Here is a 15314-nt window from a genome sequence, read left to right on the forward strand (position 1 = left end):
GGAACAAGGAGCCCCGCCGGTGCGGGCGGGGCCGGTTTGGATCAGGCTTGGCGCAGGGCCTGGTCCAGGTCTTCGAGCAGGTCCTCGATGGCTTCGATACCCACCGAGAGGCGGATCATTTCCGGCTTGACCCCGGCCTTGGCCTGTTCCTGTTCGTTCATCTGCCGGTGGGTGGTGGAGGCCGGGTGGCAGGCCAGGGACTTGGCGTCGCCGATGTTCACCAGGCGCTTGAAGATCTGCAGCGCATCGTAGAAGCGCACGCCCGCCTCGTAGCCGCCCTTGAGGCCGAAGGAGAGGATCGCCGACGGCTTGCCCTGCATGTACTTGCGCGCCAGTTCGTGGTGCGGATGATCCTCCAGGCCCGCATAGCTGACCCAGGCCACCAACGGGTGGGCCTTGAGGAACTGCGCCACCTTGAGGGCGTTGTCGGTGTGGCGCTCCATGCGCAGGGCCAGGGTCTCCAGGCCTTGCAGCAACAGGAAGGCATTCATGGGCGCCAGGGCCGCGCCGGTGTTGCGCAGCGGCACGGTGCGGGCGCGAGCGACGAAGGCGGCGGGGCCGAACTTCTCGGTATAGACCACGCCGTGGTAGGCCGGCTCGGGGGTATTGAGGCTGGCGAACTTCTGCGGGTGCTCGGTCCAGGGGAAGTTGCCGCTGTCGACGATCACTCCGCCAAGGGCGTTGCCATGGCCGCCGACGTACTTGGTCACCGAATGCACGACGATGTCGGCACCGAACTGGATCGGCTTGCACAGGATCGGCGTGGCCACGGTGTTGTCCACCATCAGCGGTACGCCACGGGCATGGGCGACCTGGGCCAGGCCTTCGATATCTACGATGTTGCCCGCCGGGTTGCCGATGCTCTCGCAGTACACCGCCTTGGTGTTGTCGTCGATCAGTTCGGCGATGGCCTCGGGGGAGTCGTCGCGGGCGAAGCGCACTTCGACGCCGAAGCTGGGCAGCAGGTGGGCGAACAGGGTGTAGGTGCCACCGTACAGCTGCGGGGTGGAGACGATGTTGTCGCCGGCCTGGGTCAGGGTCTGGATGGCGTAGTGGATCGCGGCGCTACCGGCCGATACCGCCAGCGCCGCGACTCCGCCTTCCAGGGCGGCGATGCGCTGTTCCAGCACATCGTTGGTGGGGTTCATGATCCGGGTATAGATGTTGCCTGGCACATCGAGATTGAACAGGTCGGCACCGTGCTGGGCGTTGTCGAACTCGAAGGCGACGTTCTGGTAGATGGGCACGGCCACGGCCTTGGTGGCGGGGTCCGACTTGAATCCATGGTGCAGCGCAATCGTTGCGTCTTTCATAAATTCTCAACTCAGTAGCAGTCCATTAATGAGCACAGCCAGGCAGGGTCGTGCCCGTACAGCAGTCAGTGGTCCCTTGTGTCTGAGTCGCCAGCAACCGCTTGGTGTACCTGCCCCTTGGCCACGGGCAGGCGCGTCAGTGTCCATCAGGCGTGGCGGATGGGCAAGCTGGCGCGCCGTGCTGGGCAAATGCGATGGCCTGTCCTGACGCGGTCCATGGCACAGGGTAAACTTGCGCTCCTGCGCAGGAGCAACCATGAACTATCGTCACGCCTTCCATGCCGGCAATCACGCCGACGTCTTCAAACACCTGACCCTGACCCGCCTCATCGCCCTGATGTCGCGCAAGGAACAGCCGTTCGCCTATATCGACAGCCATGCCGGCATCGGCTTGTATGACCTCAAGGGCGACCAGGCGACACGCACCGGCGAGTACCTGGAAGGTATCGCCCGGCTGTGGGGCGCGGACGACCTGCCAGAGCTGACCGCCGACTACATGCGCGTGCTGCGCCGGCTGAACCCGGATGGCGAGCTGCGCTACTACCCCGGTTCCCCGGAGCTGGCCCGGCGCCTGATGCGCAACCAGGACCGGGCGCTGCTCAACGAGAAGCATCCCGAGGATGGCCTGCTGCTCAAGGACAACATGAAGGGCGATCGGCGGGTGGCGGTACACCTGGGCGAGGGTTGGCATGTGGCCCGGGCGCTGCTGCCGGTGGCGGAGAAGCGGGCGGTGATGTTGATCGACCCGCCGTTCGAGAAGCTCGACGAGATGCAGCGTTGCGCCGCGTCGATGAAGGAGGCCATCGGTCGCATGCGCCAGACCGTGGCGGCCATCTGGTATCCGGTCAAGGACCAGCGCGCCCTGCGCCGTTTCTACCAGGACCTGGCCGGCACTGGTGCGCCGAAGCTGCTGCGGGTGGAATTGCTGGTGCATCCGCTGGATACGCCCAACAGCCTCAACGGTTCGGGCCTGGCCATCGCCAACCCGCCGTGGGGCCTGGAGGAGGAATTGCGCGAGCTGCTGCCCTGGCTGTCGCAAAAGCTCGGCCAGACCCAGGGCGGCTGGCAGATGGACTGGCTGATCGCCGAAGAGCAGCGGTAAGTTGCAAGCTGCAAGCAAGCTGCAGCGCTACCACTTGCAGCTTGAGGCTTGCAGCTTGCAGCTGCTTTAGATCGGGCAGGTCACCCCGGTGCCGCCGATGCCGCAGTAGCCTTCCGGATTCTTCGCCAGATACTGCTGGTGATAAGCCTCGGCGAAGTAGACGGTCGGCGCCTCTTCGATCTCGGTGGTGATGGTGCCCAGGCCTGCCTTGGTCAGCTCGGCCTGGAACACCTCCTTGCTGTGCAGCGCCTGCTGCAGCTGGGTCGGGTTGGTGGTGTAGATCACCGAGCGGTACTGGGTGCCGATATCGTTGCCCTGGCGCATGCCCTGGGTCGGGTTGTGCAGTTCCCAGAACATCGCCAGCAGTTGCTGGTAGCTGACCTTCTCCGGCTCGTACACCACCAGTACCACTTCGGTATGGCCGGTCAGGCCCGAGCAGACTTCCTCGTAGGTCGGGTTCGGGGTAAAGCCGCCGGCATAACCCACGCAGGTGCTGAACACCCCCTCGCGCTGCCAGAAGCGCCGTTCCGCGCCCCAGAAGCAACCCAGGCCGAAAATGGCGAAGTCCACGTTGCCCGGGAACGGGCCCAGCAGCGGATTGCCGTTGACGAAATGCTCCTCCGGGACGGTCATTGGAGTTTCACGGCCAGGCAGAGCTTGTTCTTTGGTTGGAAGCACGTTTTTGTTCACCAGAATTTCCGAGCGCAAGACCATGTAGCAGTCCTCCAGTCAGTTGGATTGTCGTTATTCAGACCTGCAGTTTGCCCGAGTGTCGCGACGCTGTCAGGCGATTGGTCCGCGCGGATAGCGCTTGAGCCTGGCGATCAGCTCGGTGCCGGGAATCGGCCGGTCGAACAGGTAGCCCTGGCCTACGTCGCAGCGATGGCGGCGCAGGAAGGCCAGCTGCTCGGCGGTTTCGATACCTTCGGCGACCACCTTGATCTTCAGGTTGTGGGCCATGGCGATCACCGCCGAGGTGATCTCCATGTCGTCCTGGTTGTCCGGGATGTCGTGGATGAAGCTGCGATCGATCTTGATGATATCGATGGGGAATTTCTTCAGGTAGCTCAGGGACGAATAACCGGTGCCGAAGTCGTCCATGGCCAGGGTCAGGCCGAGCTTTTTCAGCTGTTCGAGTTGCTGGTGGGTGTCGTCGGTGGCTTCCAGCAGCAGGCCCTCGGTCAGCTCCAGCTCCAGCAGCGACGGCGGCAGTTGCTCTTCCTTGAGGATGCCGGCGATGGAGGCCACCAGGTCCGGGTCGGAGAACTGCTTGGGCGACAGGTTGATGGCCACGTGCAGGTTGCCCATGCCGGCGGCGGTCAGTTGCTTGCTCATGCGGCAGGCCTGGCGGGCGATCCACTTGCCGATGGGAATGATCAGCCCGGTCTCCTCCGCCACGCTGATGAACTGATCCGGGCGGATCATGCCCTTCTCCGGGTGGTTCCAGCGCAGCAGCGCCTCCATGCCCAGCAGCCGGCCGCTGCGCAGGCACAGCTTGGGCTGGTAGAACACGTCCAGTTCGTTCTGGGTCAGGGCCCGGCGCAGGTTGTTCTCGACGAACAGCTTGTAGCTGGCCTCGGCGTTCAGGGCCTCAGTGAATACCTGCACCTGGTGCTTGCCGTTGGCCTTGGCCTTGTGCAGCGCCAGGCCAGCGTTGCGCATCAAGGTCTGTGGGTCGCGGCCGTGCAGCGGCGCGCTGGCCAGGCCCACGGAGCCGGTGACGCTGATCAACTGGTTGTCGACGAACATCGGCTTGTCCAGGGTCATCAGCAACTGGCTGGCGATCTGCTGGCCGGCTTCCAGGTCGGTGTTGTCCAGCAGCACGGCGAACTCGTTGCTGGCGAAGCGCGCCAGGCTGCCGCTGGGGCTCAGGCTATTGCGCAGGCGCCGGGCCAGGCTGATCAGCAGCTTGTCGCCGGTCTGGTGGCCGAGGCTGTCGTTGATCCGCTTGAAGTTGTCGATGTCCACCAGCAGCAGGCTGATCGGGGTATCGCTATCCCGGGCGAAGCGTTCGTCCAGGTTGCGGATGAATGCAGGGCGGTTGCCCAGGTTGGTCAGGTTGTCGGTGTAGGCCAGGCGCTCGATGCGCTGCTGGGCCAGCTTGGTCTGGGTGATGTCTTCGTAGATGCCGATGTAGTGGGTCAGCTCGCGGTTGTCGCCATAGACCTTGGAAATCGACAGCTGGCCCCAGTAGGGCTCGAGGTTCTTGCGCCGGCTCTTGAACTCGCCCTGCCAGCTATTGCTCTTGGCCAGGCTGGAAGGGGCGTCGAACAGCAGTTCGCTGAGGTTCTCCAGAGCCGGTAATTCCGACAGGCGGTGACCGTGGACTTCCTCGGTGCTGTATTGGGTGATCGCCGTGAAGCTGGGGTTGACGTATTCCACCACGCCGTCGCAGTTGACCAGCAGGAAGGCGTTGGCGCTTTGTTCCACGGCCCGCTGGAACAGGTGCAGGGCGCTGGTGGCGGCCCGGCGATTGTGGTTGTTGATGACCTGGGCGAACTGGTCGGCCAGCTCGCCGGCGAAGGCGATCTCGTCCGACTGCCAGGCGCGGGTGGTGCCGGTCTGTTCCAGGCACAGCACCCCGACCACCTGGCCGTCGATGCGGATGCTGGCATCGAGCATGGCGTTCACGTCCCGGGGGCGCAGGCTCTCGGCCATTTCCCGGGTACGTGGGTCGCGCATGGCGTTCTGGGCATCGATGGCGCGGCAGCTGTGCAGGGCTTCCATGTAGTCCGGGAAGCTGCTGGCGTCGATGGCGTCGGGCAGGTGGTACTCCTGGGTGGCGCGATGGTAGGCCGCGATCGGCTCCAGGCGCTGGCCTTCCAGGTCCCAGATGCTGGCGCAGTCGATCTGGTAGATGTCGCAGGCACTGCGGGTGATCAGCTCGGCGGCTTCCTTCAGGGAGTTGCCGCTGCTGTAGCGCTGGCGGGTCAGCAGCAGGATCAGGTCCTGCTGGGCCCGTACCCGCTCCAGGTGTTGCAGCTGTTCCTGCTGGGCCCGCTGGTTGAGTTCCAGGGCGATCTGCAGGCGGCTGTTCTGGGTTTCAAGGTCCAGGGTCGGTGTCGTTGGGCTATTGCCGAACAGGCCTTCGACCACCAGCAGGTAGCCACGCAGCAGGTGTCGGTTGTGCTGTTTGTAGGCTTCGCCCAGTTCCAGGATGCTCAGGGGGCCTTGGGCGGTGTGCAGGGTATAGCGGATCAGGTAATGGGAAGCACTGGCCAGTTGCTGCTGGATATTGTCATGCAGTTGATAGCGCGCTTCGGGCTCCATCAGGCTGGCGTAGGGCGAGCCGACCAGGGCGCAGAGCTCCACGGCGGGCAGGCCGAACTGGCGTTCGCAGTTGGGATCGAGAAACAGTAGCGCCCAGCTCGCTTCATTCAGCCGTTCGAAACGCAACATGCCGAGCCGCGAAGGCACAGGCAACTGCGTCACTACCTCGGCCACCATACGGCTGGCGGCATCGGGTTGGCTTTTCATGGGGAAACTCGCTTCGAAATTGCTGATCGCGCCGGGCTCACGCCCTCTTTACTGTTGCCTGCGGCAAGGTTGCATCATGGCGCATCGACTGACAAGAGAGATGAAGGCCAAGTGCTATAAACCTTTATATCGGCAGGTAAGGGGATTTCTGCAAAGTTACTTTGCGCCACTTGCATGGCTCGTTCCACAGCGGGATCCAGGTTGTTTTTCCGGAAAAAAAAGCCCCGCCAGATTGACGGGGTTGAGGTACGAGCGTGGCGCTCGAAAAAGGCTGCGATGCCAGCCCTCCCATGACAGGAGGGCTGGCTCGCGAGTTACAGCAGGATGGTGCGGATGTCCGCCAGCAGGTCGCTCAGGCGCTTGGTGAAGCGCGCGGCGGCTGCGCCGTTGATCACACGGTGATCGTAGGACAGCGACAGCGGCAGCATCAGCTTCGGCTGGAAGGCCTTGCCGTCCCAGACCGGCTGGATGGTGGCCTTGGAAACACCGAGGATCGCCACTTCTGGCGCGTTGACGATCGGCGTGAAGCCGGTGCCGCCAATGTGGCCGAGGCTGGAGATGGTGAAGCAAGCGCCTTGCATCTCGTCCGCGGAGAGTTTCTTGGTCCGGGCCTTTTCCGCCAGGGAAGCGGCTTCGGCCGCCAGTTGCAGCAGGCTCTTCTGGTCGACGTTCTTGATCACTGGTACCAGCAGGCCATCCGGGGTGTCCACGGCGAAGCCGATGTGCACGTACTTCTTGCGGATGATCGCCTTGCCGCTCGGAGCCAGCGAGCTGTTGAAGTCCGGCAGTTCCTTGAGCAGGTGGGCGCAGGACTTGAGCAGCAGCGGCAGGATGGTCAGCTTGACGCCGGCTTTCTCGGCCACGGCCTTCTGGGCAACGCGGAAGGCTTCCAGCTCGGTGATGTCGGCGGAGTCGAACTGGGTCACGTGCGGCACGTTCAGCCAGCTGCGGTGCAGGTTGGAAGCGCCGACCTGCATCAGGCGGGTCATGGCCACTTCTTCGACTTCACCGAACTTGCTGAAGTCCACGGCCGGGATCGGCGGGATGCCTGCGCCGCCGGTCGCGCCAGCGGCTGGCGCTTCCTTGGCCTTCTGCATCATGGCCTTGACGTAGACCTGCACGTCTTCCTTGAGGATCCGGCCATGGGGGCCACTGGCGCTCACGGCGTTCAGTTCGACGCCGAACTCGCGGGCCAGCTGGCGCACGGCCGGGCCGGCGTGCACCTTGGCACCTGGCTTGGCAGGCGCAGCTGCTGCGGCGACTGGTGCTGGAGCGGCTGGTGCGGCTTCGGCCTTGGCTGGCGCAGGAGCGGCAGCCGGGGCAGCCGGGGCAGGTGCGGCAGGGGCCGGAGCGGCTGCTGGAGCCGCGCCCTTTACCTTGAGCTTGAGGATCAGGTCGCCGGTACCGACTTCGTCGTCCAGCTTGATCAATACGCTTTCCACGATGCCGGCGGTTGGCGATGGGATTTCCATGCTGGCCTTGTCGGATTCGAGGGTGATCAGCGACTGGTCGGCTTCGACGCTGTCGCCGGCCTTGACCATGACTTCGATGATCTTGGCCTTGCCGGCCGAGCCGATGTCCGGAACGTGGATATCCTGCACGCTGTCGGCCGCTGCTGGCGCAGGAGCGGCAGCCGGGGCAGGGGCTGCAGCGGGCGCGGCCGCAGGGGCCTGGACTGGAGCGGCGGCAGGGGCCGCGGCACCGGCCACTTCCAGGTCCAGGATCAGGTCGCCGGTACCGACTTCATCGTTGAGCTTGACGCTGATGGCCTTGACCACGCCGGCGGCTGGCGATGGGATCTCCATGCTGGCCTTGTCGGACTCGAGGGTGATCAGCGACTGGTCGGCCTCGACACTGTCGCCGACCTTGACCTGGAGCTCGATGATCTGGGCCTTGCCCGAGGAGCCGATGTCCGGCACGTGCACCTGCTGTACCGAAGTACCGGCAGGGGCGGCGCTCGGCGCAGCGGCAGGCGCTGCCGGGGCCGGCGCGGCCTCGGCTTTCGGCGCTTGGGCGGCAGGCGCAGGGGCCGCAGCGGCGGCGCCCTCGACTTCCAGTTCCAGCAGTTCGTCGCCTTCTTTCAGGCGGTCGCCCAGCTTCACTTTCACGCTCTTGACCACGCCGGCGCTCGGGGCAGGGATTTCCATGCTCGCCTTGTCCGACTCCAGGGTCAGGATGCTCTGGTCGGCTTCGATGCGATCGCCGACTTTCACCATCAGTTCGATTACTTCACCTTCACCGCTGCCGATGTCAGGTACGCGAATGAGTTCGCTCACAGAAAGTCTCCTCAGCAGTCCAGTGGGTTGCGTTTTTCCGGGTCGATACCGAACTTGGCGATGGCCTCGGCCACGACCTTGGGTTCGATGTCGCCACGGTCAGCCAGGGCTTCCAGGGCTGCCAGCACCACGAAGTGACGGTCGACTTCGAAGAAGTGACGCAGTTTCTTGCGGCTGTCGCTGCGGCCGAAACCGTCGGTGCCCAGGACCTTGAATTCCTTGGATGGGACCCACTGGCGGATTTGTTCGGCGAACAGCTTCATGTAGTCGGTGGAGGCGATGACCGGCCCCTTGCGGCCGTTCAGGCACTCTTCGACGTAGCTCTGCTGTGGCTTCTGGCCCGGGTGCAGGCGGTTGCTGCGTTCCACGGCCAGGCCGTTGCGGCGCAGTTCGTTGAAGCTGGTCACGCTCCAGACGTCGGCGGCGACGTTGAATTCGTCACGCAGGATCTTCGCCGCTTCGCGGACTTCGCGCAGGATGGTGCCGGAGCCCATCAGCTGTACGTGGTGCGCGGCATCGCGGGTGTCTTCCTCGAGCAGGTACATGCCCTTGATGATGCCTTCCTCGACACCTTCGGGCATGGCTGGCTGCTGGTACGACTCGTTCATCACGGTGATGTAGTAGAAGACGTCCTGCTGCTCTTCGGTCATCTTCTTCATGCCGTCCTGGATGATCACCGCCAGCTCGTAGCCGTAGGTCGGATCGTAGGTGCGGCAGTTCGGGATGGTGCCGGCCAGCATGTGGCTGTGGCCGTCTTCGTGCTGCAGGCCTTCACCGTTGAGGGTGGTACGGCCGGCGGTGCCGCCGATCAGGAACCCACGGGTACGGCTGTCGCCAGCGGCCCAGGCCAGGTCGCCGATCCGCTGGAAACCGAACATCGAGTAGAAGATGTAGAACGGCAGCATCGGCTGGTTGTGGCTGGAATACGAAGTGCCGGCAGCGATGAAGGAGCTCATGGCGCCCGCTTCGTTGATGCCTTCCTCGAGGATCTGGCCCTTCTTGTCTTCCTTGTAGAACATCACCTGGTCTTTATCGACTGGCTCGTAGAGCTGGCCGACCGAGGAGTAGATGCCCAACTGGCGGAACATGCCTTCCATACCGAAGGTACGGGCTTCGTCCGGGATGATCGGCACGATGCGCGGGCCGATTTCCTTGTCCTTGACCAGCTGCGCCAGGATGCGCACGAAGGCCATGGTGGTGGAGATTTCACGGTCGCCGGAACCATCGAGGATCGCCTTGAGGGTATCCAGTGGTGGCGTCGGCACGCTGAAGCTCATGGCGCGGCGCTGCGGCACGAAGCCACCCAGCGCGGTGCGGCGCTCGCTCAGGTAGCGGGCTTCGGCGCTGCCGGTCTCCGGCTTGAAGAACGGCAGGTGTTCCAGGTCTTCGTCCTTGACCGGGATGTCGAAGCGGTCGCGGAACAGCTTCAGGCTCTCGACGTCGACCTTCTTGGTGTTGTGCGCGGTGTTCTTCGCTTCGCCGGCGCCAGTGCCATAACCCTTGATGGTCTTGGCCAGGATGACGGTCGGCTGCTCTTTGTGGTTGACCGCCTGGTGGTAGGCCGCATAGACCTTGTACGGGTCGTGGCCACCGCGGTTGAGTTTCCAGATCTCGTCGTCGGACAGATCGGCAACCATCGCCTTGAGTTCAGGGGTGTTGAAGAAGTGCTCACGGACGAACGCGCCGTCCTTGGCCTTGTAGTTCTGGTACTCGCCGTCGATGACTTCGTCCATGCGGCGTTGCAGGATGCCGTCGACGTCCTTGGCCAGCAGTGGGTCCCAGAAACGGCCCCAGATGACCTTGGTGACATTCCACTGGGCACCACGGAACACGCCTTCGAGTTCCTGGATGATCTTGCCGTTGCCGCGAACCGGGCCGTCGAGGCGCTGCAGGTTGCAGTTGATGACGAAGATCAGGTTGTCCAGCTTCTCGCGGCCGGCCAGGGAAATGGCGCCCAGGGCTTCTGGCTCGTCGCACTCGCCGTCGCCCAGGAAGCACCAGACCTTCTGCTTGCCGGCAGGGATGAAGCCACGGGCTTCCAGGTACTTCATGAAGCGTGCCTGGTAGATCGCCTGGATCGGGCCCAGGCCCATGGAAACGGTCGGGAACTGCCAGAAGTCAGGCATCAGCCATGGGTGTGGATAGGACGACAGGCCCTTGCCATCCACTTCCTGGCGGAAGTTGTTCATCTGTTCTTCGCTGATGCGGCCTTCCATGAAGGCGCGAGCGTAGACGCCAGGGGAGGTGTGGCCCTGGAAGTAGATCAGGTCGCCGCCGTGTTCGTCGGTCGGGGCCTGGAAGAAGTAGTTGAAGCCGATGTCGTACAGGGTGGCGCTGGAGGCGAAGCTGGAGATGTGACCGCCCAGGTCGGAATCCCTCAGGTTCGTGCGCATCACCATGGCCATCGCGTTCCAGCGCACCAGCGAGCGAATGCGGCGTTCCATGAACAGGTCGCCAGGCATGCGTGCTTCGTGGGTGACGGGGATAGTGTTGCGATAGGGAGTGGTGATGGCGTAGGGCAGTTGCGAGCCGCTGCGGGTCGCGAGTTCACCCATGCGGGTCATCAGGTAGTGAGCACGGTCTTCGCCTTCTTTGTCGAGAACCGATTCCAGGGCGTCCAGCCATTCCTGGGTTTCGACGGGATCGAGGTCTTGCATGGCTTGCTCCAGGGCGGAAAGGCTTCCAGAATCGGTTGCCTGAGTTTGCGACTGGCCTTGTGGGCAGACGTTATGAATTCTTGGATTGCCGGAGGTTGCTCCAGCGATGTGTAGTTTTACTACAAATCATCGGCCGTTTCAGCCTTTCGAATGTATAGACGAGTAGTAAAACTACAGAAGAATGGCTCGTGGCCTCCTGCTGTGTTGTGAGAATAATCGTTACTCTTGGTCAATGAATGACGCGAATAGATGGTGGGTTGATGCTGGCTGCTAAAAAAAATCTATTTTCAGCTATTTCTAACTTTTGTTCGACACTCCGTCGCTGCTTGTCCTCTACCTCTCCCTCAGCCTGCACGTTCCACGCCCATCAAGGATAGCCCATGAGCCTGCCCCCGCTTGCCCAAGTCCCCGCGATTCTCCTGCCACTGGTCAGCCGTGCGGAGCAATCATTTCGCAATGCGGTGGCAGCCCTGGAAAATGACTCCGCAGTGGCGCACTGGAGCACCGAGCGCTGGGGTGAATTCGCCCGGGTTTGTGCCGCCAGCGACTTCGTCATCGATCAGAGCCTGCGTGATCCTTCGATGCTGCTGGAGCTGGTCCGTTCCGGCGAGCTGGATCGCGGGTTCGCCCCGGGCGAGCTATGTGCGCAGATCGCCGCGGCGGTGCAGGCGGCCGAGACCGAAGATCAACTGGGGCGAGTGCTGCGTCGCCAGCGCACCCGGCAGCAGGTGCGTATCATCTGGCGCGACCTGACCCGCCAGGCGGACCTGGTGCAGACCTGCCGCGATCTTTCCAACCTGGCCGATGCCTGCATCGACCAGGCCTACCAATGGTTGTACCTGCGCCATTGCCAACAGTTCGGCGTGCCCACCGGCCACCGCAGCGGCGAGCCGCAGCAGATGGTCATCCTGGGCATGGGCAAGCTGGGAGCCGTGGAGCTCAACCTGTCGTCGGACATCGACCTGATCTTCGCCTACCCCGAAGGCGGCGAGACCGTCGGGGCCAAGCGGGGGTTGGACAACCAGGAGTTCTTCATCCGCCTGGGGCAGCGCCTGATCAAGGCCCTGGACCCGATGACCGTCGACGGCTTCGTGTTTCGCGTCGATATGCGCCTGCGTCCCTATGGCTCCTCGGGGGCGCTGGTCCTGAGCTTCAATGCCCTGGAGCAGTACTACCAGGACCAGGGACGTGACTGGGAGCGCTACGCGATGATCAAGGCACGGGTGGTGGCCGGCGACCAGGCATCCGGCGCCCAATTGCTGGAATTGCTGCGGCCCTTCGTCTACCGCCGTTACCTGGACTTCTCCGCCATCGAGGCGCTGCGCACCATGAAGCAGCTGATCCAGCAGGAAGTGCGGCGCAAGGGCATGGCCGACAACATCAAGCTGGGCTCGGGCGGTATCCGTGAAGTGGAGTTCATCGCCCAGGCCTTCCAGCTGATCCATGGCGGTCGCGACCTGAGCTTGCAGCAGCGTCCTCTATTAAAGGTACTGGGAACCCTGGAAGGACAGGGCTACCTGCCGCCGGCGGTGGTCAGCGAGTTGCGCGAGGGTTATGAATTCCTGCGCTACACCGAGCATGCGATCCAGGCCATCGCCGACCGCCAGACCCAGATGCTGCCGGACAATCCCCAGGATCAGGCGCGGATCGCCTTCATGCTGGGGTTCGCCGACTGGGAGGCCTTCCATGAACGGCTGATGCATTGGCGGGCCCGGGTGGAATGGCACTTCCGCCAGGTGATCGCCGATCCCGATGAGGACGAGGGGGCCCAGAGCGAGGTCGTCGTGGGTGGCGAGTGGTTGCCGTTGTGGGAAGAAGCCCAGGATGAAGAGGCAGCTTGCCGCCAGTTGCAGGAAGGTGGTTTCGTCGATGCGCCCAAGGCCTTGCGGGCCCTGGCCAGCCTGCGCAGCAGTCCGCAGTTGCGGGCCATGCAGCGCCTGGGGCGTGAACGGCTGGATGCCTTCATTCCGCGCCTGCTGGCCCAGGCGGTGGAGCATGCCAGCCCGGACCTGGTGCTGGAGCGGGTGCTGCCCCTGGTGGAAGCGGTGGCTCGGCGTTCTGCCTACCTGGTACTGCTCACCGAGAACCCCGGAGCGTTGCGCCGCCTGCTGACCTTGTGCGCGGCCAGCCCATGGATTGCCGAGCAGATCACTCGCTTCCCGCTGTTGCTGGATGAGTTGCTCAACGAAGGTCGACTGTTCAAGCCGCCCCTGGCGCCGGAGCTGGCGGCCGAGTTGCGTGAGCGCCTGACGCGGATTCCCGAGGACGACCTGGAACAGCAGATGGAGGCCTTGCGCCATTTCAAGCTGGCCCATCGCCTGCGAGTGGCAGCGTCGGAGATCGCCGGCAGCCTGCCCTTGATGAAGGTCAGCGACTACCTGACCTGGTTGGCCGAGGCGATCCTCGAGCAGGTGCTGGCCCTGGCCTGGCGCCAGACCGTGGCCCGCCATGGTGCACCGCTGCGCACCGACGGCACCCTGTGCGATCCGGGGTTCATCATCGTCGGCTATGGCAAGGTCGGCGGTATCGAGCTGGGCCACGGGTCCGACCTGGACCTGGTGTTCATCCATGATGGCGACCCCCAGGCCGAGACCGATGGGCCCAAGCCCATCGATGGCGCGCAATTCTTCACCCGGCTCGGCCAGCGCATCATCCACCTGCTGACCACCCAGACCAACTCCGGCCAGCTCTATGAGGTGGACATGCGCCTGCGGCCATCCGGCGCTTCGGGCCTGCTGGTCAGTTCCCTGGGGGCCTTCGGGCGTTACCAGGAGAACGAGGCCTGGACCTGGGAGCACCAGGCGCTGGTGCGGGCCCGGGTGCTGGTGGGCAGCCAGGATGTCGGCCAGGCTTTCGAAAAGGTCCGGGCCGCGGTGTTGGGCAAGCATCGCGACCTGGCCAAGCTGCGGCAGGAGGTCAGCGAAATGCGCGCCAAGATGCGCGACAACCTGGGTAGTCGCCTGACCGCCGCCGGTACGGCCGCCAATGCCTTCGAAGCCACGGTGCCCTTCGACCTCAAGCAGGACGCCGGAGGTATCGTCGATATCGAATTTATGGTGCAATACGCGGCCCTGGCGTGGTCCGAAGAGCACCCGTCATTGCTGCGCTATACCGATAACATCCGCATCCTGGAAGGCCTGGAAGAAGTCGGGCTGATGTCGGCGAGCGATGCCAGCCTGCTGCGCGAGGTCTACAAGGCCTACCGTTCCGCCGCTCATCGACAGGCGTTGCAGAATGAGGCCGGGATCATCACCGGTGATCAATTCGTGACCGAGCGGGGGGAAGTGTTGCGGATTTGGCGCGAGCTGGGGCTAAGCTAGGCGGCCTGACAGGGGCCGTCATGTACTCGGCGGGCCTTGCGGCTCGCCAAAACTGAACCGGCGGCTGAGGCCGCGGTGCTGGATTCTCGAGGCGGGGAGGCGTATGCCCCCCCCGGCTCGTTTATGGAAACCACATGAATATTCTGATCGTTGGGCCCAGTTGGGTCGGTGACATGGTGATGGCGCAGACACTCTTCGAGTGCCTGAAGCAGCGCCATCCTCAATGCGAGATCGACGTGCTGGCCCCCGAATGGAGCCGGCCGATCCTCGAGCGCATGCCCCAGGTGCGCCGGGCCCTGAGTTTCCCCCTGGGCCACGGGGCCCTGGAACTGGCGACCCGGCGCGGCATCGGCAAGTCCCTGGCCGGCCAGTACGATCAGGCCATCCTGCTGCCCAATTCGCTGAAGTCGGCACTGGTGCCCTTCTTCGCCGGCATTCCCAAGCGCACCGGCTGGCGTGGCGAGTTCCGCTACGGCCTGCTCAACGATGTGCGCAAGCTCGATAAAGAGCGTTATCCGTTGATGATCGAGCGCTTCATGGCCCTGGCCTACGAGCCTGGCGCCGACTTGCCTGCGCCCTATCCGCGGCCCAGCCTGCAGATCGATCCGCAGAGCCGTGACGCGGCCCTGGCCAAGTTCGGCCTGGCCCTGGACCGTCCGGTCCTGGCGCTGTGTCCGGGAGCTGAGTTCGGCGAGGCCAAGCGCTGGCCGTCGGAACACTACGCCCAGGTGGCTGAGGCCAGGATCCGTGACGGCTGGCAGGTCTGGCTGTTCGGCTCGAAGAACGATCACGCCGTGGGCGAGGAAATCCGCAGCCGGCTGATTCCCGGCCTGCGCGAGGAGTCGGTCAACCTCAGTGGCGGGACCTCCCTGGCCGAGGCCATCGACCTGCTGTCCTGTGCCGATTCCGTGGTGTCCAACGACTCCGGGCTGATGCACGTGGCCGCTGCGCTGAACCGCCCGCTGGTGGCGGTGTACGGCTCCACCTCGCCGGGTTTCACCCCGCCGTTGGCCGATCAGGTCGAAGTGGTGCGCCTGGGTATCGAATGCAGTCCGTGCTTTGACCGCACCTGCCGCTTCGGCCATTACAACTGCCTGCGCCAGCTGATGCCGCAGTCGGTGAACGAGGCCCTGCAGCGGTTGCAGGGCACTGTGGTCGAGGTTCGATAA

At 64.1% G+C, this 15314-nt stretch carries 8 protein-coding genes; 3 read left to right on the forward strand and 5 right to left on the reverse strand.

Translation table 11 applies throughout. The annotated features are described in order from the left end of the window. Positions 1 to 41: 41 nt before the first annotated feature. Positions 42 to 1313, reverse strand: a complete 1272-nt coding sequence (locus AC3WK8_RS20105) for an O-acetylhomoserine aminocarboxypropyltransferase/cysteine synthase family protein (RefSeq protein WP_053132415.1) — start codon at positions 1311 to 1313, stop codon at positions 42 to 44. Between the two features lie 256 nt (positions 1314 to 1569). On the opposite strand from AC3WK8_RS20105, the gene AC3WK8_RS20110 reads away from it, so the two are divergent. Continuing rightward, the gene (locus tag AC3WK8_RS20110) at positions 1570 to 2415 is read left to right on the forward strand and encodes a 23S rRNA (adenine(2030)-N(6))-methyltransferase RlmJ (protein WP_085595577.1); all 846 of its coding nucleotides are present in this window, start codon (positions 1570 to 1572) and stop codon (positions 2413 to 2415) included. 66 nt (positions 2416 to 2481) lie between these two features. On the opposite strand, the gene msrA is transcribed toward AC3WK8_RS20110, so the two are convergent. From msrA to aceE, 4 genes are all read right to left on the reverse strand, one after another. Further along, positions 2482 to 3129 (reverse strand): peptide-methionine (S)-S-oxide reductase MsrA, encoded by a 648-nt coding sequence (gene msrA, locus AC3WK8_RS20115; RefSeq protein ID WP_022640794.1) that lies wholly within the window; start codon positions 3127 to 3129, stop codon positions 2482 to 2484. Between the two features lie 69 nt (positions 3130 to 3198). Then, positions 3199 to 5892: a sensor domain-containing phosphodiesterase gene (locus tag AC3WK8_RS20120; RefSeq protein ID WP_085595575.1), complete on the reverse strand. Its 2694-nt coding sequence runs from the start codon at positions 5890 to 5892 to the stop codon at positions 3199 to 3201. A gap of 314 nt (positions 5893 to 6206) precedes the next feature. Next, entirely contained in the window at positions 6207 to 8168 is a 1962-nt protein-coding gene (aceF, locus tag AC3WK8_RS20125) for a dihydrolipoyllysine-residue acetyltransferase (RefSeq protein WP_103325739.1), read from the reverse strand. 11 nt (positions 8169 to 8179) lie between these two features. Beyond that, positions 8180 to 10825 (reverse strand): pyruvate dehydrogenase (acetyl-transferring), homodimeric type, encoded by a 2646-nt coding sequence (aceE, locus tag AC3WK8_RS20130; protein WP_053132405.1) that lies wholly within the window; start codon positions 10823 to 10825, stop codon positions 8180 to 8182. A 380-nt stretch (positions 10826 to 11205) separates the two neighbouring features. On the opposite strand from aceE, the gene glnE reads away from it, so the two are divergent. Then, the gene (gene glnE, locus AC3WK8_RS20135) at positions 11206 to 14145 is read left to right on the forward strand and encodes a bifunctional [glutamate--ammonia ligase]-adenylyl-L-tyrosine phosphorylase/[glutamate--ammonia-ligase] adenylyltransferase (RefSeq protein WP_103325738.1); all 2940 of its coding nucleotides are present in this window, start codon (positions 11206 to 11208) and stop codon (positions 14143 to 14145) included. A 134-nt stretch (positions 14146 to 14279) separates the two neighbouring features. Beyond that, a complete protein-coding gene (gene waaF, locus AC3WK8_RS20140) occupies positions 14280 to 15314 on the forward strand; it encodes a lipopolysaccharide heptosyltransferase II (protein ID WP_103325737.1) in 1035 nt (344 codons plus the stop codon).

This window comes from Pseudomonas sp. FW507-12TSA, from assembly GCF_058781435.1.

Coding starts and splice junctions, on each gene's coding strand:
- aceE (WP_053132405.1), bottom strand. CDS start 10,825: ATGCAAGACCTCGATCCCGTCGAAACCCAGGAATGGCTGGACGCCCTG.
- AC3WK8_RS20120 (WP_085595575.1), bottom strand. CDS start 5,892: ATGAAAAGCCAACCCGATGCCGCCAGCCGTATGGTGGCCGAGGTAGTG.
- AC3WK8_RS20110 (WP_085595577.1), top strand. CDS start 1,570: ATGAACTATCGTCACGCCTTCCATGCCGGCAATCACGCCGACGTCTTC.
- msrA (WP_022640794.1), bottom strand. CDS start 3,129: ATGGTCTTGCGCTCGGAAATTCTGGTGAACAAAAACGTGCTTCCAACC.
- AC3WK8_RS20105 (WP_053132415.1), bottom strand. CDS start 1,313: ATGAAAGACGCAACGATTGCGCTGCACCATGGATTCAAGTCGGACCCC.
- waaF (WP_103325737.1), top strand. CDS start 14,280: ATGAATATTCTGATCGTTGGGCCCAGTTGGGTCGGTGACATGGTGATG.
- glnE (WP_103325738.1), top strand. CDS start 11,206: ATGAGCCTGCCCCCGCTTGCCCAAGTCCCCGCGATTCTCCTGCCACTG.